Annotated in this window: 18 protein-coding genes and 2 pseudogenes; 14 read left to right on the forward strand and 6 right to left on the reverse strand. The window is 39.4% G+C overall.

What is annotated here, in order from left to right; all coding sequences use genetic code 11:
- Position 1 precedes the first annotated feature (1 nt).
- The 4 genes and pseudogenes from mepM (at position 2) to GLP24_RS03050 (ending at position 4,369) form a co-directional block, all read left to right on the forward strand.
- Positions 2-1,363, forward strand: a pseudogene (gene mepM, locus GLP24_RS03035) (murein DD-endopeptidase MepM).
- Positions 1,364-1,617: 254 nt separating this feature from the next.
- Positions 1,618-1,845 (forward strand): FeoA family protein, encoded by a 228-nt coding sequence (locus tag GLP24_RS03040; protein WP_101767170.1) that lies wholly within the window; start codon positions 1,618-1,620, stop codon positions 1,843-1,845.
- Complete coding sequence (gene feoB / locus GLP24_RS03045) at positions 1,845-4,130, forward strand: Fe(2+) transporter permease subunit FeoB (protein WP_152652914.1); 2,286 nt, start codon at positions 1,845-1,847, stop codon at positions 4,128-4,130. The genes GLP24_RS03040 and feoB overlap by 1 nt, the downstream gene beginning before the upstream one ends.
- Positions 4,127-4,369, forward strand: a complete 243-nt coding sequence (locus GLP24_RS03050) for a FeoC-like transcriptional regulator (protein WP_101767168.1) — start codon at positions 4,127-4,129, stop codon at positions 4,367-4,369. Before feoB ends, GLP24_RS03050 begins: the two co-directional genes overlap by 4 nt.
- 102 nt (positions 4,370-4,471) lie before the next feature.
- On the opposite strand, the gene GLP24_RS03055 is transcribed toward GLP24_RS03050, so the two are convergent.
- Positions 4,472-4,906 carry an HIT domain-containing protein gene (locus tag GLP24_RS03055; protein ID WP_232576807.1) on the reverse strand — a complete coding sequence of 145 codons (435 nt, stop codon included), beginning with the start codon at positions 4,904-4,906 and terminating at the stop codon, positions 4,472-4,474.
- Positions 4,907-5,078: 172 nt separating this feature from the next.
- Here GLP24_RS03055 and GLP24_RS03060 point away from each other — a divergent pair, with 172 nt between their 5' ends.
- On the forward strand, positions 5,079-5,684 hold the full coding sequence (locus GLP24_RS03060; protein ID WP_101767166.1) for a DUF924 family protein: 606 nt from the start codon (positions 5,079-5,081) through the stop codon (positions 5,682-5,684).
- A 124-nt stretch (positions 5,685-5,808) separates the two neighbouring features.
- Here the strand turns inward: GLP24_RS03060 and argS are convergent, their stop codons facing one another.
- Entirely contained in the window at positions 5,809-7,539 is a 1,731-nt protein-coding gene (gene argS / locus GLP24_RS03065; RefSeq protein WP_232615504.1) for an arginine--tRNA ligase, read from the reverse strand.
- A 413-nt stretch (positions 7,540-7,952) separates the two neighbouring features.
- On the opposite strand from argS, the gene GLP24_RS03070 reads away from it, so the two are divergent.
- Positions 7,953-8,561, forward strand: a complete 609-nt coding sequence (locus tag GLP24_RS03070) for a VOC family protein (protein ID WP_152652913.1) — start codon at positions 7,953-7,955, stop codon at positions 8,559-8,561.
- A gap of 116 nt (positions 8,562-8,677) precedes the next feature.
- Here the strand turns inward: GLP24_RS03070 and purU are convergent, their stop codons facing one another.
- Positions 8,678-9,511: a formyltetrahydrofolate deformylase gene (gene purU, locus GLP24_RS03075; protein ID WP_101767163.1), complete on the reverse strand. Its 834-nt coding sequence runs from the start codon at positions 9,509-9,511 to the stop codon at positions 8,678-8,680.
- 206 nt (positions 9,512-9,717) lie between these two features.
- Here purU and GLP24_RS03080 point away from each other — a divergent pair, with 206 nt between their 5' ends.
- The 6 genes and pseudogenes from GLP24_RS03080 (at position 9,718) to rnd (ending at position 17,312) form a co-directional block, all read left to right on the forward strand.
- On the forward strand, positions 9,718-11,676 hold the full coding sequence (locus tag GLP24_RS03080) for an ATP-dependent DNA helicase (protein ID WP_101767162.1): 1,959 nt from the start codon (positions 9,718-9,720) through the stop codon (positions 11,674-11,676).
- Entirely contained in the window at positions 11,677-12,378 is a 702-nt protein-coding gene (gene tsaB / locus GLP24_RS03085) for a tRNA (adenosine(37)-N6)-threonylcarbamoyltransferase complex dimerization subunit type 1 TsaB (protein ID WP_101767161.1), read from the forward strand.
- A 340-nt stretch (positions 12,379-12,718) separates the two neighbouring features.
- Entirely contained in the window at positions 12,719-13,288 is a 570-nt protein-coding gene (locus tag GLP24_RS03090; RefSeq protein WP_101767160.1) for a Slp family lipoprotein, read from the forward strand.
- Between the two features lie 5 nt (positions 13,289-13,293).
- Positions 13,294-14,172 carry an alpha/beta hydrolase gene (locus GLP24_RS03095; RefSeq protein WP_232615505.1) on the forward strand — a complete coding sequence of 293 codons (879 nt, stop codon included), beginning with the start codon at positions 13,294-13,296 and terminating at the stop codon, positions 14,170-14,172.
- 165 nt (positions 14,173-14,337) lie between these two features.
- A pseudogene (gene fadD / locus GLP24_RS03100) lies at positions 14,338-16,033 on the forward strand (long-chain-fatty-acid--CoA ligase FadD).
- 154 nt (positions 16,034-16,187) lie between these two features.
- The gene (gene rnd, locus GLP24_RS03105; RefSeq protein WP_232615506.1) at positions 16,188-17,312 is read left to right on the forward strand and encodes a ribonuclease D; all 1,125 of its coding nucleotides are present in this window, start codon (positions 16,188-16,190) and stop codon (positions 17,310-17,312) included.
- Between the two features lie 94 nt (positions 17,313-17,406).
- Here the strand turns inward: rnd and minE are convergent, their stop codons facing one another.
- The 3 genes from minE to minC are packed head-to-tail and all read right to left on the reverse strand — an operon-like array spanning position 17,407 to position 19,212.
- The gene (gene minE, locus GLP24_RS03110; RefSeq protein ID WP_045026762.1) at positions 17,407-17,670 is read right to left on the reverse strand and encodes a cell division topological specificity factor MinE; all 264 of its coding nucleotides are present in this window, start codon (positions 17,668-17,670) and stop codon (positions 17,407-17,409) included.
- A 6-nt stretch (positions 17,671-17,676) separates the two neighbouring features.
- Complete coding sequence (minD, locus tag GLP24_RS03115; RefSeq protein WP_101767156.1) at positions 17,677-18,486, reverse strand: septum site-determining protein MinD; 810 nt, start codon at positions 18,484-18,486, stop codon at positions 17,677-17,679.
- 24 nt (positions 18,487-18,510) lie between these two features.
- The gene (gene minC / locus GLP24_RS03120) at positions 18,511-19,212 is read right to left on the reverse strand and encodes a septum site-determining protein MinC (protein ID WP_101767155.1); all 702 of its coding nucleotides are present in this window, start codon (positions 19,210-19,212) and stop codon (positions 18,511-18,513) included.
- 222 nt (positions 19,213-19,434) lie between these two features.
- Between minC and GLP24_RS03125 the strand changes: the two genes are divergently transcribed.
- Positions 19,435-19,707, forward strand: a complete 273-nt coding sequence (locus GLP24_RS03125; RefSeq protein WP_101767154.1) for a YcgL domain-containing protein — start codon at positions 19,435-19,437, stop codon at positions 19,705-19,707.
- A 14-nt stretch (positions 19,708-19,721) separates the two neighbouring features.
- The gene (locus GLP24_RS03130) at positions 19,722-20,693 is read left to right on the forward strand and encodes a lytic murein transglycosylase (protein ID WP_232614204.1); all 972 of its coding nucleotides are present in this window, start codon (positions 19,722-19,724) and stop codon (positions 20,691-20,693) included.
- Positions 20,694-20,714 lie beyond the last annotated feature (21 nt).

Raw genomic sequence — 20,714 nt, forward strand, 5'->3', positions numbered from 1 at the left:
CATGAAATATTATATCGCTACGGTTGCATCATTGAAGATGTTATCGCTGCAGCATAAAATTGCGTTATTCTCAACCACTGTTTTAATGGTGGCTGCTATTGCATGGCAGCCATCTAAACATACAATCCCTTTCCCCAGTTTTAAAAAGCCAGCCCCGATTAGTGTGCCAATTAATCTTACGGGGCTTGAGTTGTCAGAATCCGAGAGTGAACCTCTGGGTGCATCTTTAGATCAAAATGATCCTCAATTTCAGGCTCCAAAAGATGAAATTGAACAACAATTAGTACAAGCCCACGCAGAAACAGAATCTAAACATCGAGTTTCATCTGGGGAAACCTGAGGGGCTATATTTTCTCAATATGGTTTACCTATATCAGAGATGTACCGTTTAATTGATGCTAATAAATCAGTACAACAGTTACGTGTAGGACAAGTATTAGAATGGGAAGTTGATGCTGATGGTAAGTTGACTTCGCTGAGTATTATTCGTAGTAAAAAAGTGACGGATACTTATACCCTAACTAAAAAAGGGTATACCTATAAAGAAGTTGAACAAAAAGGTGATATTAAGCCAGTGATATTAACTGGACGTGTCTCGGGTAGTTTTTATAATTCTGCACATGATGCAGGGTTAACGCCAACCCAAATTGGTAATGTAGTTAAAGCGTTACAGTGGAAGATGAACCTTGGTCGCGATGCGCATAAAGGTGACTCATTTGGGGTGGTATTAGATCGTGAATTTATTGATGGTAAAGCGGTGGGTAAAGGTAAAATTAATGCATTTTACTATAAAAGCCAACGTCGAGGACATTCAATATTTATTGTTCGTGGGGCTGATGACCAATTTTATGATCAAGATGCGCGTAGTTTGAACCGTGGTTTTAAACGGATACCAACGCTTAAATCATACCGAATTAGTTCATCATTTAATCCAAATCGTCTACATCCGATCACCAAACGTCGCTCGCCACATAATGGTACTGATTTTGCGGTTCCTGTTGGCACTACTATTCTCGCTGCTGGTGATGGAGTGGTGGTTAAATCACAGTATCACTCGCTCGCGGGCAACTATATTGTGATCAAACATGGGCGTGAATATGTGACTCGTTATTTGCATTTAAGTAAACGCCAAGTCAACGTGGGCGATAAAGTTAAAATGGGACAACGGATTGCAAAAAGTGGTAATACTGGGCGCTCAACAGGACCACATTTACATTTTGAATTACTCAAGAATGGGCGACCAGTCAATGCAATGAAAGTGCCGTTGCCACAAGCCGAGCCGCTAAGAGGTAGCACTCGAACTCAATTTATGCGTAATGTTAAAGCGTATAAAAAGCAATTAAACATAAAAATGCCAAGTTAAAATAAATATAAAAAGTTATTCTTAAAAGCGTATCGAAAGGTACGCTTTTTTTGTTGGCGTTAAAAACAAATGATAAGTAATAAAAATGCTAAATTATTGGTTATTTATGTCAAAATAGTACACTTAATAAGTGATAACTATTATTTAAGTTCAGGCATGAAATAATTGATTTAAGACAAGACTAATTTCGTATCAAAGTGTAAAATCCTCCATATCGTAATGTAAATAATTCTTATTAAGGTAGCCATTTAGTTATGAAACTGTCAGATATGTCGTGTGGTCACAGCGGTACAGTGATTAATATGTCTGCGTTACCTGTAGTAACGCGTAAAAAATTAATGGTTATGGGGTTATTACCACATACAGAAATTACTGTTATTCGTTTAGCACCATTAGGTGATCCTCTTCAGGTACGAGTGCGTGGTGTTGACATTGCAATCCGCAAAAAAATTGCTGAAGATATAGAAGTTGAGGTTAAATAATGCAATATGACATTCTTACCGTTGGTAACCCGAATAGCGGTAAAACAACATTGTTTAATGGACTAACAGGTTCAAAACAGCAGGTGGGTAACTGGGCTGGTGTCACTGTTGAAAAGAAGACTGGTTTCTATCAACATAATGGTGATGATTTCTCTCTTACCGATCTTCCCGGCATTTATAACCTTGATAGTGCTAACGATGCTAACAGTCTTGATGAAGCAATTGCATCCCGAGCAATTTTAACAACACCAGCCGATATTATTATTAACGTTGTTGATGCGTCATCGCTTGAACGTAGTTTATACATGACGTTACAACTGCGTGAATTAGGTCGACCAATGGTGGTTGTGCTTAATAAAATGGATGTATTGAAGCGTCAACAACAGGTATTAGATCTTAAAGCATTAGAAAAAGCATTAGGTTGTCCGGTTGTTGCATTATCTGCTAATAACATGGAACGAATTGGCGAATTTAAATCTAAACTTCATAAAATGCTAATTCAAGGGGTTATTGTTTCTGATTTTTCACTAGATTATGGTGATGATTTTGAAGCGGCGGTTGAACAATTAAAACCCTTATTTCTTCATGATGAAAAACTAAATCCTCGCGCTCAATCAATTAGAGTGTTAGAAAATGATACGTTAGTTATTTACACGTTATCAGAAGAACATAAGCAACAAGCCTGTACTATTCGTAGTAAAATGCTGGAACTGGTTGATCCTGATATTCAAGTTGCGGATGTGCGATACACTTTTTTACATCAATTGTGTCAAAAGGTTCGTCGTCAAGAAGGTCGTTTAAGCCATAGTTTAACTGATAAAATTGACAGCGTATTACTACACCGTGCTATTGGTATCCCATTTTTCTTCTTAGTAATGTACGTGATGTTCATGTTTGCAATTAACGTGGGTAGTGCATTTATAGACTTTTTTGATATTAGTTTCGGTGCAATTTTAGTTGATGGTGGTCACTATTTATTAGATAACCATTTACCCGTGTGGTTAGTAACTATTATTGCGAATGGTGTTGGTGGTGGTATTCAAACTGTTGCGACCTTTATTCCTGTAATTGCCTGTCTATACCTTTTCCTTGCTGTATTAGAAAGTTCAGGTTACATGGCACGTGCCGCTTTTGTACTTGATAAAGTGATGCAAAAAGTAGGCTTACCGGGTAAAGCGTTTGTGCCGTTGGTACTTGGTTTTGGTTGTAACGTACCCGCAATAATGGCAACACGTACTTTAGAACAAGAGCGTGAACGTAAACTGGCAGCAGCAATGGCACCGTTTATGTCATGTGGTGCACGTTTGCCTGTTTATGCATTATTTGCAGCGGCTTTCTTTCCTGATAATGGTCAGAATGTTGTTTTTGCTTTATATATCTTAGGTATTGTTGCTGCAGTAATGACCGGCTTGATTTTACGTAATACGCTTTACCCAGGCTCTAGTGATAGCTTTATCATGGAAATGCCGAACTATGAATTACCAACAATGCGTAATGTTGTTATTAAAACATGGCAGAAGCTAAAACGTTTTGTATTTGGTGCGGGTAAAACGATTGTCGTTGTAGTGACAATTTTAAGTTTCTTCAATTCGTTAGGTACTGATGGCTCATTTGGTAATGAAGATACGTCAAAATCAGTATTATCACATGCCGCACAAGTGATCACTCCAGTATTAGAACCTATTGGTGTTAAAGCCGATAACTGGCCCGCAACCGTAGGTATTATTACGGGTATTTTTGCTAAAGAGGCCGTAGTCGGTACGCTTAATAGTTTATATGCTCCGGCGCTGAATGGTAATAGCGAAGAGTATGATCTTGTTGGAAGCTTGAAAGAGGCGGTTGCTTCTATTGGTGATAATCTTGCAGCACTAAGTTTTAGTGATCCTCTTGGTATTAAAGTAGGTAGTCTTGAAAACCAAACGACGGTTGCTGAAGAGCAAGGTGTTGATCAATCTGTTTACGGTAATATTCAATCACGTTTTGTTAGTGGCGCAGCAGCAATGTCTTATTTGATATTCATTCTGCTTTATACGCCATGTGCGGCAGCTATGGGCGCGTATGTGCGTGAGTTTGGTAAGAAGTTTGCGGGCTTTATTGCAGGCTGGACAATGCTATTGGCATATACTTTTGCATCATTGTTCTATCAAATTGCAGATTTTACACAACATCCTGCTAGTAGTTCGTTTTGGATTGCGTTCTTCATTATTATTAATGTTGGAATTTACTTGTTGATGAAACGACAAGGTAAAAAGCAATCTCATTTAGAAGGGTTATTGTTTGAATGATTTTACAACAATTAAAACAGTATATTGCCGAGCATGGGCGAAGTAGTCGTAAGCAGCTTGCGATTCATTTTGGTATGTCTGAAGACGGTGTTGATGCGATGCTTGCCGTTTGGATTCGAAAAGGAACAATAGGCAAGGAATTAGTGGGCTGCGATAGTACACAATGCTGCCAAACAGCTAAAGATGTGTGGTATCGATGTTTAGCCGCAAATGAGTTGTCAGTAACCGTTATGCGTTAACAGTAAATAGCGTCCATTAAAAAAGCAGCCTACAGGCTGCTTTTTTTATATCAAATACCCTACAAATGTAAGAGTGCTGTAATAATAAGAGTAGTAATAAAACTAAGCGTTAATGGCACTAAAACCTGCAATATTGCTCAGTTCTTGACGTAATTCTTCTGCCAAAGCTTGCTGTACTTCTTCGCTACGCTGAATACCTTTTGTATTTCCCCATACAGGGCCTGGCCATGCAATATCATCACTAAAACGCGCGATATGATGAATATGAAGTTGAGGCACAAGATTACCTAACGCACCAATATTGATCTTTTCAGCTTGATAGTCTTGCTCTAACAAGGCGGCAACTGCTGATGATTCACGCATAAGTTGCTGTTGATCTTGTTCTGATAAATGGTGAATTTCACGTAGCGATTCATAACGAGGAACTAAAATAAGCCATGGTCCAAGGGCTTCTTTAGCAAGTAATACTCGAGATAAAGGTAAATCGCCAAGTATTGTTGTATCTACCATTAATTGGGGATGAAGAGTGAAATTCATGTAATTATTCCTTAACAGTACATTCTAGCTCACAAGCTTGAGCAATATTTATTATAGTAAGCTTAATTTAACGTAATTGGTATTATCCTTTAAGGATACGTAATCGTTACTTAATTGATAATGATTATCCAATAAAAATGTTGTTAAAGTGTGTATTAATGGGGAGCTTACAATGGTAGCTGAGTATCAGTTTATTCTTGATTACTGGTTTGGTGAGCTAAACGGTGAAGTGACCCAGAATAATAAACATGCACTATGGTTTTTAGGTGGGGCTGAGGTTGATGCTGACATTATCTCTCAATTTCAATCGTGGGTAAGCATGGCGGGTAATGGTGAGCTTAATCATTGGAGTGATACCGCGCATGGTCGTCTTGCTTTAATTATTTTATTAGATCAATTTCCACGTAATATTTATCGCGGATTAAATGCGGCTTTTCGTTATGATTTATTAGCGTTGGCAATTTGTAAGCGAGGTTTAGCCCTTAACCAAGATGCTGAACTTGCGTCAATTGAACGTGTGTTTTTTTATTTACCGTTAGAGCATTCAGAAGATTTAGAAGATCAAGAAGAAAGTGTATTTCGATTTGATTTACTACGTAAAAACGTACAGCTTGAGAATATAGCCGTGTTTGACAGTTTTTATGCTTTTGCCAATAGTCATTTTCAGGTAATTAGAGAATTTGGACGCTTTCCACATCGAAATGCAGTAAAAGGGCGGTTATCTACCAAACAAGAACTGACATGGTTACATGATGGTGGATTACGATTCGGGCAATAATGATTAGATTTTGTCGCATTAAAAAAGCCTTCACGAATGAAGGCTTTTTGTTATGTTGCTACTTCAATCAGTGACTAGTGCAATAAGTCACTAGTGCTATAAGTAGCTATCACATAAAGGGTAATTACATACGCTCTAGTGTTTCAATACCTAGTAGATCTAAGCCTTTCTTAAGCGTGTTAGCCGTTAGTAGAGCTAACTTCAAGCGGCTTTGCTTAACAGCTTCTTCCGCATTAAGAATTGGGCATGCTTCGTAGAAGCTAGAGAACAGACCTGCAAGTTCAAACAGGTAAGTACACATTAGGTGAGGCTGGCCTTCACGAGCAACAGACTGCACTGCTTCTTCAAATTGAAGTAACTTAGATAATAGTGATTGTTCTTTTTCGTCATTGATAACGATAGGGAATGTTAGATCTTTCAGTTCAACATTCGCACGTTTGAAGATAGACGCAATACGAGTGTAAGCATACTGCATGTAAGGTGCTGTATTACCTTCAAATGCTAGCATGTTGTCCCAATCGAAGATGTAGTCTGTAGTACGATGCTTAGAAAGATCAGAGTACTTAACCGCAGCCATTGCAACTGTTGTTGCAATTTTTGCTTTTTCTTCCGCACTTAATTCTGGGTTTTTCTCTTCGATTAGCTTGTTTGCACGCTCTTCTGCTTCATCAAGAAGATCAGCAAGACGTACAGTACCACCAGCACGAGTCTTAAATGGACGACCGTCTTTACCTAGCATCATACCAAATGCGTGGTGCTCTAAAGATACTTCTTCAGGTACATAACCTGCTTTACGTACGATAGACCAAGCCATCATTAGGTGTTGGTGCTGACGTGAGTCGATAAAGTAAAGTACGCGATCCGCATGAAGTTGCTCGTAACGGTATTTAGCACAAGCAATATCTGTTGTAGTGTATAGGTAGCCACCATCACGTTTTTGGATGATAACGCCCATAGGGTCGCCATCTTTGTTCTTGTATTCGTCAAGGAAAACAACCGTTGCGCCATCACTTTCTACTGCTAGACCTTTTTGTTTAAGATCTGCAACAACAGGTGCAAGCATGTCGTTGTACATTGATTCGCCCATTACGTTAGCATCTGTTAGAGATACACTTAGACGATCGTAGTTGCGTTGGTTTTGCTTCAGTGTGATAGAAACAAGTTGACGCCATTTATCAAGGCAGTATTCGTCGCCACTTTGTAGACGAACAACAAAGTTACGTGCTGTTTTGCCGAATTCTTCGTCTTCATCGTAAAGCACTTTTGATTCACGGTAGAAGCCTTCAAGATCGCTGATGTTCATTGAAACATCGCGACCTTCTTTTTCTTTACGCTCCATGTTAGCGATAAGCATACCGAATTGGGTACCCCAGTCGCCAAGGTGGTTAGCACGAATAACATTGTGGCCTAAAAACTCTAGAGTACGTACAACAGCATCACCGATGATAGTTGAACGTAAGTGACCTACGTGCATTTCTTTTGCTACGTTAGGCGCTGAGTAGTCAACAACAATTGTTTGTGCTTCATCTGCGTTAACCGCTAGACGCTCACTTGCTAGTGCTTCTTCACCACGAGCGGCTAACCATGCTTTATCAAGGAAGATGTTGATAAAACCAGGGCCTGCAATTTTAACTTTCTCAGCAATACCGTCTAATTCTAGGCAGTCGATAACTTTTTGAGCAAATTCACGTGGATTCATGCCCAATTTTTTAGCTACGCCCATTACACCATTTGCTTGGTAATCACCAAATTGTGCTTTTGCTGACTGACGAACTGCTGCGGGACTACCAGCAGGTGCGCCTGCAGCTTCTAATGCTTGTGCTACTTTATTATTAATAAGTGCTTGAATATTCACTTGCTGTTCCTTTAATCGTTTGTAACGCCAATCATATATATATGGCAAAAACGGCTGCATATAGCAAGATATGCCGTTAAAAATACTCACGGAGCTAAAGTGTTTTTTGGTTAACTAAAAAAGCGACCAAAGCTACGTGAGTATTTTTTGATGGTAGTGTTAATTTTAGTTTAAACACCAATATCTTGATAAGCAGCGTGCGTTACCCTAATAATACCCACATAGTTAGGTACTTTGGCAACTGGAAAAAGAGATTGCAGGCAATTTTTTTTAAAGTTTTTAAAATAGGTTAAAATAAAGCCAAAATTCAGCAATTGATGAGGGATACCTCGTGGGCGTTTAGTCAGTTGTAATGCGAAAAGTATGCGTAATTATGCTTTTGTTTATTAAATGTTACGTGGTTGGGGTGAAAGATGAAAAAGTTGAAACAATTAGGTTTACATCCAGAACAAATGTTAGCTGATTTACCAGCCTTTATGAATCGCATTATTTGTTTGGCTGATGAGATTGGTATTTCTCTCTCATCGTATGCAGCAGATCATATTGCATTGCGGGTTAATTCACAGGATATTGCACTAGAACTTCATCAAGCATGGTTAGCTTATGGTACTGAATGGTCACAAGCGATTATTAATGGGCGTCCGATTGTAGTGATTGGTTTTGATAAACCGTTGCAAGTGGGGGAGTGGACGATTGAGGCGTTAGAGCTACCGTATCCGAATGGTAAGACCTATCCACAGCAAGGGTGGGAGCATGTCGAATTTGTTATTCCTGGAAATGCGATGTCACTGGAACAATTAGAACAGTCTATTAGTTCAATATTTCCAGCATTAAATTGGCAGCAGTTGGCCGATAAAGGGATCAAGGTTAAAGCGAGCTCTCCCGCCGGTGAGCATGAACGTTTACCGAATCCGACTTATGCATTTAAAAAAGGCAATATATGCATTAAATTACATTCACATTCTTTAGCGGCAGTAATTACGAGCGAACAACAAGATAAACATGTGAATAATAATAACTAATGTTGTTTGCTGTGAACGAATGGCTGTTATGAAAAGAAGCAGTAAAAATGCCACATCATTAGACTCTGGCATTTTTTATTGTTGCGAATAGGTCATGGATGATGACCGTGGGTAAGTTAAAGGATCACAGTACGATTGCCGTGAACAAATACGCGATCATCAACCACTAAACCAAGTGCTTTACTTAATACTGATTTTTCAACATCGCGCCCTGATTTTGCCATTTCTTCAGCACTGAACGTATGATCAACGGGAATTACGTTTTGAGTAATGATTTGGCCTTCATCAAGATCGTTGGTAACAAAGTGAGCCGTTGCTCCAATGATTTTTACCCCACGATCAAAAGCTTGTTGGTAAGGTTTTGCCCCAATGAATGCGGGTAGAAAGCTGTGATGAATATTAATGATTTTATGTGGGAACTGCGCGACAAAGTTTGGTGTCAGAATGCGCATATATTTTGCTAGTACAACATAGTTAGGTGAATATTGTTGTACCGCGGCGAGTAATTGCGTCTCATGTTGCTCGCGCGTGAGTCCTTCATGGGATACATGGTGAAATGGTACATCAAATTTTTCGGTTAAATTTTGAAGTTTATCGTAGTTACCGACCACCGCGGCAATCTCTATATCTAGCGAACCGTCAAAGGTTTTAACCAAAATATCGCCTAAGCAATGGGCTTCTTTTGTCACCATGATAACGACTTTCTTACGCTCAGAGCTAATGATTCGACGCTTACTTCCCGTAGGTAATGCGCGGTCTAGATCAGCCAGTAACGTCTCATCATTAAAATAGCCTTCTAATTCTGTCCGCATGAAAAAATGGTTTTTAGCGTTATCAACATACTCTTTATTATTAATAATATTGAGTTGGTGCTTATGACATATGTTGGTAATTTTGGAGATAAGACCCATATTATCAGGGCATTCCGTTAAGAGTGTTTTCTTTTCCATGTCTATTCCTGATGACGGCAACGCTGCGCCCCGCCTAAAAATCATAATTTATCACTATGACGCTTATACTGTGTTGGGGTCAAATAGTTTATTGGCGGTGTTGTTTTAGTCGTGCGAAATAGCCTCTGACATGGCTGGTCGTCGAGTAATAAAATTGGCATAATAGAGGTATTGATACTGTATAAATAACCAATAGTGCGAAGTAAATGATAGCTAAGTTTTTTGCCGCTGGTGGTGCGTTAGATAAAGCCATTCCAGGATTTCAAGCTCGACAACCTCAAATTGATATGGCAAAAGCGGTGGCTGATGCAATAAAGCAACAATCACAATTAGTGGTTGAGGCGGGTACAGGTACAGGTAAAACCTTTGCTTATCTTGTACCGGCATTAGTTAGTGGTAAGAAAACCATTATCAGTACGGGTTCAAAAAACTTACAAGAACAGTTATTTCATCGCGACTTACCCTTTATGACGAATGCATTAGGGTTTACGGGGCGAGTGGCATTATTAAAAGGGCGTTCAAACTATTTATGTGTTGATCGCCTTAGTCGTCAAATCACCGAAAGTCATGGTGATCATTCTGATCCTGTTATGCTGAGTTTATTAATTAAAACTCGCCAATGGTCATCTTCATCAAAAACAGGCGATCTCGGTGAATGTGAAGATATTGCCGAAGATAGTCCTGTGATCCCAATGATTACTTCAACTAATGATAATTGCTTAGGGCGAGAATGCCCGTCTTATGATGATTGCTTTGTAGTAAAAGCGCGCCGTAAAGCGATGGAAGCGGATATTGTGGTGGTAAATCACCATTTATTTCTGGCTGATTTAGCGATGAAGGATAATGGTTTTGGTGAATTGATCCCCGAAGCAGAAGTGTTTATTTTTGATGAAGCACATCAAATGCCAGATATTGCCAGTCAATATTTTGGTCAAAACTTATCGAGCCGCCAATTAATTGAACTCGCAAAAGATATTGAAATTGGTTATCGCACTGAAGCGAAAGACATGCGCCAATTGCAAAAAGCCGCTGCTCGTTTACAACAGGCGACGTTTGAAATGCGGATTATTTTAGGTGATCCTGGTTTTCGTGGTAATTGGCGAGAAGCTTCGCAAACACCAGCGGTGCAACGTGAATTGGTACGCCTTAATGACGCCCTCGATTTAATCTATGATGTATTAAAATTAGCGTTAGGGCGTAGTCAGTTATTAGATGCGGCTTTTGAACGTGCTACGTTGTTAAAAGCGCGTTTAAAACGGGTAGTAGATACCAGTATTATTGGTTATTCATATTGGTATGAGTGCACACCGCGTCAATTTAGTTTGAATATTACACCGTTATCTGTGGCTGATAAGTTTAGTGAGCGAATGACTGAACAAAAGGGGGCGTGGATTTTCACCTCAGCGACATTGGCTGTTGATGATGATTTTAGCCATTTTAGTCACCGTTTAGGATTACAGCCTAAACAACAGTTTTCATTAGAAAGTCCATTTAATTATGCCACCCAAGCGTTGTTGTGTGTGCCTCGTCATTTACCTGAGCCTAATAGTTATGGTTTAGCTGATAAATTGGTTGAAATATTAGCACCGGTAATTGAAGCGAATGATGGACGCTGTTTCTTTCTTTGTACCTCTCATCAAATGGTTCGAGATCTTGCTGAAGGCTTTCGTGCTCGACTAGATTTACCTGTATTAGCACAAGGTGAAACCAGTAAGCAAAAGCTGTTAGCAGAGTACCTTGAACGAGGTAATGCGTTATTAGTGGCAACAGGTGCATTTTGGGAAGGTATTGATGTTAGAGGCCAAGCCCTTAGCTGTGTTATCATAGATAAATTACCATTTACAGCTCCAGATGATCCGTTATTAAAAGCACGTATTGAAGACTGTCGCCTACGCGGTGGTGATCCCTTTGCTGAGGTACAAGTACCTGATGCTGTGATTACCTTAAAGCAAGGTGTTGGTCGATTGATTCGTGATACTCAAGATAAAGGGGTATTAGTGATTTGCGATAATCGTTTAGTCACTCGTGCTTATGGCGCTGTATTTTTGAGAAGTTTACCGCCAATTCCGCGCACGCGTAGTGTTGCAGGGGTTAGCGAATTTTTGTCAAACTTAACCGATACTCAGGTATCCGTAAGTGACGATATCCAACATTCAGAGGCTTGAATGAGTACCAAAATTCTGGCAGTAGATACTGCAACTGAAAACTGTTCTGTCGCGCTAATGATTGGCGATGATGTTATTTCTCGTTGTGAATATGCTCCTCGTGAGCACACCACAAAAATTTTACCTATGATTGATGCTGTGTTAGCGGATGCTGGTATTAAATTAAAGCAGCTTGATGCCTTGGCGTATGGTCGTGGTCCGGGTAGCTTTACTGGTGTTCGTATTGGTATTGGCATTGCACAAGGGTTAGCCTTTGGTGCTAACTTACCTATGATTGGCGTATCGACTTTAGCTGCAATGGCGCAAGGTTCGTTCCGTTTACATCAAGCTGATCATGTCTTGACGGCTATTGATGCACGTATGGGTGAGCTTTACTGGGCACAATATCAGCGTAAAACCGATGGTGATTGGCTATTGTTGGGTAATGAGCAAGTGATTGCTCCTGATGTTTTATTGGCTAATGTACAAGCTGATACCAATACATGGTTGACTGCAGGTACTGGTTGGGAAGCGTATCCTGAGCTATTAACGCAATTACCCTTTAATGCTCAATTAGGCAGTGTACTGTACCCAGATTCACAAGATATGGTGTATTTAGCTAAATATGCTTTTGCTCGTGGCGAAATCGTTACAGCTGAGGCCGCAAGTCCAATTTATTTACGTGATACTGTTACGTGGAAAAAATTGCCAGGTCGTGAGTAGAATCAACCATCAATCAGTGTTGATATTATTAACGGATTTAGCGATATAAATAAATACGAAGAGTGGCAGTTTATCTTGTCATTCTTCGTGTATTTATAAATTTATAATGGTGCTATATCCAATAATAGCAGCGGCAATACTTATATATTGAGTAGCAACTACTCGTATTTCTATACTATCAACAGTGATAGCTGTTGCCTCATTTGTTTTCTCTCTTAATTCTTTTATTATCTGTATTTTGACGATATAACATTAAGTACTATCGAGGTTAATTTGAGAGTTAAACCGTGAGATATGTTATTTTTTGTTGAGTTATTAAACAAATGTATGGGGGTTTTAGATGTTTAGTAAGCTATTTCTTGGGGGGATATTAGTGTTTATGGTAGGCTGCGCGAGCTTACCTGCAACGTTAGTAACGAAATCTAAAGATCCTATAACTGATTTAACGGTTATTTTACAACACCCTCAGGCGAATCAAGGTAAAGAGATACGCTTAGGTGGTGTTATTGCTTCGATTCGTAATGAACAGCTGCAAACACGTATTGAAATGGTTGCGATGCCATTAACTGCTGATGGCCGTCCAATACTACATTCACCATCACAAGGGCGATTTATTGCGTATATTCATGGTTTTTTAGAGCCGCTTGAATATACAAAAGGACGTTTATTGACCGTTGTTGGGCAATTTTCTGGTGATGAAAAAGGAAAGATAGGTCAATACCCTTATATTTTTCCGGTAGTACACGTGTCAGGTGAGCAATTATGGCAAGTACAACAGCAGGTACAATTGAATGATCCTTTTTGGATGCATCAACCTTGTTATTCCTTTAATTGTGATCGATGGGGTAATGATTTAATGATGTCTAATTTCGGGGTTAACGGCCGAATTGTTGAACGAGTAGTACTATAACTATCATGAAAGAGATAACGCTAACGTTAGCCGAGTATAACCTTGCTGCTTGTAGTAACGTTGATATAACGACGGCAAGGTTAACGTCAAAACCGCTATTAGTGTTATTACATGGTTGGCAAGATAATGCCGCTACGTTTGCATTATTATGGCCGTTGTTAATTGTTGATTATGATGTTATTGCTTTTGATTGGCCAGGTCATGGCAAATCTGATTATAAAAGTGCTGACAATTATTATCACTTCATTGATTACATTGATGACTTACATCAAGTGATTATTCAACTTAAAACTGAAAAAGTGCATATTATTGGTCATTCGTTAGGGGCTATTGTGGCGGGGTGTTATGCCGCGACATTTCCTGAATATGTCGATAAAATTGTATTAATTGAAGGATTGTCACCGTTAGTTGATCCACCTAAAATGACAGTGGAACGGTTACGGATGGGAATTGTTAGTCGACAACGTTATCGTCAACAACAACTACGTTTAAAACAGCGTTCGATGGCGACCTTTGCTGAGGCGCTTACGCTTCGTGCTACGGTTAACCGATTGCCGGTATCATTACTTGATGCCGTAGTTAAGAGAGCGATAATCGAACGTGATGGACGTTGGTATTGGCGTCATGATCCTCGTTTACGTTGTGATTCGTTATATCGAATGGCACAACAACACGCACAGGCTTTGCTAAGTAATATTCAAGCGCCAGTTTTATCCATTATTGGTGATAAAGGATATGCTGCCATGCGTCAATGTGATGGTAATGGATCAGATATTAACAACTTTACTCAAGTGGTGGTGTCAGGGGGACATCATTGTCATTTACAAAGCTCGAATGATGTTTATCGTCATATTCGAACATTTATCCCCACTTCATTCGATTAGGTATTGAGTTTTATGTTTGGTTTCAAACGTTGAAATCATGGTGGCACTATCAAATTCTAATCAATAGTTAAATATGCTGTAATGCGAATATTTGCTTTATTTATATCATTATAGTTTTGTTAATTTATAGACATACACCGCAGTCTAATTATAAGGAGAGTGCACGTGGATAAGGTTTGGCTTAGCCGCTATCCGGACGATGTACCGGCAGAAATTAACCCGGATGAATATTCATCTTTGGTCGACTTGTTTGAGCAATCTGTACGTAAATACGCAGATCAAACGGCATTTATCAACATGGGGCAGGCAGGTCATGACCTTCCGTAAGTTGGAAGAGCGTAGCCGTGCATTTTCTGCATACCTACAAAATGAGCTTAAGCTTCAAAAAGGTGACCGTGTTGCCGTTATGATGCCGAATTTATTGCAATATCCGATTGCATTATTTGGTATTTTGCGTGCAGGCTGTGTGGTTGTAAATGTTAATCCGCTTTATACGCCGCGAGAATTAGAACATCAACTGAACGATTCTGGCGCGAAAGCGATTGTTATTGTATCTAATTTTGCACATACGCTAGAAGCTGTGGCTAAAAAGACCTGTGTTAAACATGTTATTTTGACTAGTCTTGGCGATCAATTATCTCGTCCAAAGGGAACATTAGTTAACTTTGTGGTGAAATACATTAAAAAGATGGTACCGTCATACCATTTGCCTCATGCAACCTCGATGCGTATTGCTTTGCGCAAAGGGCGCCGAATGCAATATGTTAAGCCATTGATTACTGGCGATGACATGGCATTTTTGCAATACACGGGTGGTACAACTGGCGTTGCTAAAGGTGCTATTCTAACTCACCATAATATGGTGTCTAACGTTATGCAGGCAAAAGGGGCTTATGGTCCAGTGCTGACGGAAGGGCGTGAATTAATCGTGACTGCTCTGCCGTTATACCATGTATTTGCATTGACGGTTAACTGCTTATTATTGTTGGAAATGGGTGGACAAAACCTATTGATCACAAATCCTCGTGATATTCCAACGTTCATCAAAGAATTACAACGCTATCAGTTTTCTGCCATTACTGGCGTAAATACCTTATTTAATGCGTTAGTAAATAATAAAGACTTCCATAAATTAGATTTTAGTAACCTTCACCTTTCAGTGGGTGGTGGAATGGCAGTTCAACGCGCGGTAGCTGAAAAGTGGCAAAAAATTACCGGTAATTATTTACTGGAAGGTTATGGTTTAACCGAGTGCTCACCGTTAGTTGCTGCTTACCCGTATAACTTAACCTACTATAATGGATCTATTGGCTTACCCGTACCATCAACGGAAGTACGAATGGTTGATGATGAAGGTAATGTGGTTGGTATTGATCAAGTGGGTGAGCTACAAGTTCGTGGCCCTCAGGTCATGAAAGGTTATTGGCAGCATCCAGAAGCCACCAAAGAAGTATTAAGCGACGATGGTTGGCTTTCTACTGGTGATATCGTCAAATTTGACGATGAAGGTTTTTTGCATATTGTTGACCGTAAGAAAGACATGATTTTAGTGTCTGGATTTAACGTTTACCCGAATGAAATTGAAGATGTGGTAGCACTGCACGATAAGGTGCTTGAAGTTGCAGCTATCGGCCAAGCACATGAAGTGTCTGGTGAAGTGGTTAAACTTTGTGTCGTTAAACGTGATGATAGTTTAACGCGAGATGAATTAATCACCTATTGTCGACAGTATTTAACTGGCTATAAGATCCCTAAAATTGTTGAATTTATGGATGAATTGCCAAAGACGAATGTAGGTAAAATTCTACGCCGCGTCTTGCGTGAAGAGTCAGACAAAAAAGCACAACAAACCACGAAATAATATCTTTACTGACATAATATAATGTCGGTTTGATAAAATAGTAGAAACTGATTGTGCTAGCACGTATCTAATGCCGGCTTTTATGCCGGCATTTTACTATAAAATATTTAATTGGCTCTAAAAATGGGTCGTTCTGTCATAAAAAAGGTACATTGTGAATTTCGAGATTGTTACAACAACTGAGCAGCTTCGCCTACGGTGTGAGTTAGCTCGTCAGCATACAGCTGTTATGCTTGATACTGAATTTGTACGTACACGAACGCTTTACCCTCGTTTAGGTCTGATTCAAATGTTTGATGGTGAGTATTTATCACTGATTGATCCACTTAACGTTGAAGATATGGAACCGTTATGGGCATTATTACGTGATCAATCTGTGATTAAAGTGCTGCATGCTTGTGGTGAAGATCTTGAAGTCTTTCTGCATCATGCTGGCTGTTTACCCGTACCGATGCTTGATACCCAAATTATGGCTGCTTTTCTTGGTCATGGTATTTCAACGGGGTTTGGAGCGTTAGTTAAAGAGTACGTAGGGGTTGAACTTGATAAAGGCGAAGCGCGTACTAATTGGCTAGCTCGACCGTTAACCGACAAGCAACTCGATTATGCGGCGGCGGATGTGCATTATCTTAAACCCTTATATGAAACGTTATTAGCGAAAGTTGAAGCGGCAGGGTATATGGAAGCGTTACAGCAAGAATGTAATGCGATCATGTTACGTCGAACACGAGTGCTTGATCCTAATAAAGCGTATCTTGATATTAAGAATGCTTGGCAGTTAACACCAAAACAGTTAGCGATATTGCAGCAATTGGCAGCTTGGCGTGTGCGCGAAGCGAGAAAGCGTGATATTGCCCTTAACTTTATTGTTAAAGAATTACATTTGTGGAAACTTGCGCATTTAGAAATTAAATCTCGTTCAGTGATGGAAAAGGAAGGCTTTGAGCCGATGGAGATTCAGCGTCACTGTAACCGTTTATTGAAAATGGTGCATGATTGTGATGCGATTGATTCTAAAAATTATCCGCAAAAAATCGAACGTTTAGTCGATTTTCCAGGCTATAAGCAGATGGTTAAGCGTTTAAAAGATGTCGTAACAGATGTTGAGTTAAAGACAGGGTTAGCGCCTGAATTTTTAGCGTCTAAAAAACAGATTCATCAATTATTATCATGGGCATGGAAACATCAACGAGCCGATGAAAAACGTCCTGAAATGCTTAAAAACTGGCGAAAGCCTTTATTTGAAGCGCGAGCATTAGCGATACTTGATGAGAAATAGATGTTGTACTGCCATAGTGTAAGTGCCGTACTATTATAGATAATAAAAAATAGACAATAAAAAGCCCCGCTAAGTAAGACTTAGCGAGGCTTTTTTATTTTTCTTCGTCAGGTAAGGTGACGTTAAGTTCTAGTACCGATAACTCATCACCATTATGGTCTAGATTTACTGAAACATGTTCTGGGTTAATTTGAACATATTTACTGATAACAGCTAAAATATCGCGTTTTAGCTGTGGAAGGTAGGCTGGAGATTTCTGTCCAGCACTACGTCTTTCAGCAACAATAATTTGTAGCCGTTCCTTTGCTACATTTGCAGTTTTCGCTCTTTTAGGACGAAAAAACTCGAGCAGGGCCATGGTCAATTAGCCTCCAAATAGACGTTTTAGGAAGCCTTTCTTTTCTTCTAAGAAACGGAAAGGACGCTCTTCACCAAGTAGACGGGCAACTGTGTCTTCATAGGCTAGTCCTGCATCGGAACCTTTATCAAAGATAACGGGTTCACCTTTATTGGATGCATTTAATACTGCTTGGCTTTCTGGAATAACACCAAGTAGTGGGATATGAAGGATTTCTTCAACATCTTGTACACTTAGCATTTCACCTTGGTTTACGCGTGCAGGATTGTAACGTGTAAGTAAGAGGTGTTGTTTAACAGGTTCTCGGCCTTTTTCTGCACGACGAGACTTCGAATCTAGAATACCTAGAATACGATCTGAGTCACGTACTGAAGAGACTTCAGGGTTCGTGGTTACAATGGCTTCATCTGCAAAATACAGTGCCATTAATGCGCCAGTTTCAATACCTGCTGGTGAGTCACAGATAATAAAATCGAAACCCATTTTTGTTAGTTCTTTGAATACTTTTTCAACACCATTACGAGACAATGCATCTTTGTCGCGTGTTTGTGAGGCCGGCAATACAAATAGATTATCAACGCGCTTATCTTTGATCAGCGCTTGGCTTAAATTTGCTTCACCATTAATAACATTAACGAAATCGTAAACGACACGGCGTTCACAACCCATAATGAGATCGAGGTTACGCAGGCCGATATCAAAATCGATAACTGCAGTTTTTTTACCGCTCAGTGCTAGACCAGATGCAAGAGCGGCACTTGATGTTGTTTTACCAACGCCGCCTTTACCTGAGGTAACAACGATAATTCGTGTCATTTACTCAATTCCTTCTTAAAACTTTTATAAAGCTAGGTGCTCTATACTGAGATTATTGTCTTCAAGAGATATGACAACACCTTTGCCCCAAAACTCTTCCTGAATGTTATCACTCAGCCAGTAGTTTCCTGCAACAGAAATTAGTTCAGATTGTAAGTTTTGACAGAAAATTGTCGCACTTTTTTCACCACTGGCGCCTGCAATAGCGCGACCGCGTAGCGTGCCATAAATATGGATACAACCATCGGAAAGAATTTCCGCACCAGCACTGACATTACTAAGAATAACGAGATCACGATTACGAGCATAAATTTGTTGTCCGGAACGAACCGGAGTACGAATAATTAACGTTGGTTCTTTATCTGTATTTACTGGAGTATCTAATGTTTCAGCTAAAAATTCAGATGGCTCGTCTTTAACTGGTCTTGCCGCATTCATAATAGCAAAACCAGCTGCTTTTGCTTGTGTTTGCTGTGTTTTATTTTTACAGCCACCAATACCGACAGGTATCATTCCTGCATCGATAATTCCAGCTTTTAACTGTTCAAAGTTAATATCAGTATTAACTTGTGATATATCAATAACAATAGGTGCCGAAGCAAAAAAATTTGGAGCGAGTTCAACTTTATCTTTTAGCTGATTAGTTACTTTACTAATGTCATTATCAACTAAATGAAGAGCAGAGAGCGTGAACGAGCTCCCTTTTAGTTCAGCTATCTTGGTCATAGGTATATTATGGCTAAGATTTTAAATTAACCATTTAGTTCATTATCACAAAGGTACTAGCATGGTATATTTACTCGCGGTTAGGGGCAAGCTATCCTTGCGTTGACGTTGGTTTTTCAGACAAACTTCTCACACTATTTACTTAAAACTGAGTCAATAGTGAATGATTGCTTGTAATCGTACTCTGAAATGTATGGCGCATAAATGAAATAGGCTAATTATATGTTGTGTTCAATCTACAAAAGCTTAAAAAAAGACAATACTTATCTCTACATTAATAAGAAAGATGATTTTGCGGACATACCCGCACAATTAATGTCGACCTTTGGTAAACCTCAATTTGTTATGGTAATCAAGTTAGAAGGTAGAACATTGGCTTTGGCTGATGTTGAAAAAGTAAAAGAGGCATTACGTACTATCGGTTTTTATTTACAAGTGCCACCACCAGTGATTAATTTATTAGAACAATATAAGGCTGATCAAGCCGCTAAATAAGATATAAGGTTATTATGCATAAACGTTTGATATCGATTTTTGTTGCCATCGGAATCGGGGTGTCTTTTTCGGCTTTTGCTAACGAAGAAGGATTCGATGCCTACGTAGACAAATTAAAAGTAGAAGCGCGTGAAAAAGGTATTTCAGAGCCGATAATTGGGGCGGCATTTAACGGTATTAAATATACAGCTCATGCAGTTAAAGCAGATAAGAATCAACCTGAGAAAAAACTGTCATTAGAGCAATATATTATTCGTGCAGTACCTGATTGGAAAGTAAAGCAAGCTAATCGTCTTTATCAACAAAATAAAGTGGCACTAGAACGAATTGGTCAGCAGTATGGTGTTCAACCACGGTTTATTGTTGCTTTATGGGGCGTAGAAAGTAATTTTGGTAAAATTCAAGGTAACTACCATGTTATCGAAGCATTAGCGACATTAGCTTATGATGGCCGCCGTGAGGCTCTGTTTCGCAAACAGGTCATGGCGGCATTAGAAATATTACAAGATGGTCATATTACTATTGATGACATGAAAGGTTCTTGGGCTGGCGCTATGGGGCAGTGTCAGTTTATGCCAACCTCTTATCTGACTTATGCTGTTGATGGTAATGGTGATGGCAAAGCGGACATTTGGAATACGAAGGCCGATGTTTTTGCTTCTGCTGCAAATTATTTAAAACTCTCAGGATGGAACAGTGAATACACTTGGGGGCGTCCAGTTAAGTTATCACAAGTATTGGCCGATACTTATGAAGGCACCGAAATTGAAAAAGGTAAAACATTAGCTCAGTGGCAACAATTAGGTGTAATGAGTAATAATAATGGCATATTACCTAATGCAGAGATTCAAGCATGGTTAATTCAGCCTGATGGCGGAGAAGGTAAGTCATATCTAATTTATGAAAACTATCGAACATTACTTAAGTGGAATCGTTCGCATTATTTTGCTTTGGCTGTGAGTGCATTAGCCGATCGTATTCAATAAAATAATTATTATTAGCTTATA

It is taken from the genome of Photobacterium carnosum (assembly GCF_021236965.1).
GTDB lineage: Bacteria > Pseudomonadota > Gammaproteobacteria > Enterobacterales > Vibrionaceae > Photobacterium > Photobacterium carnosum.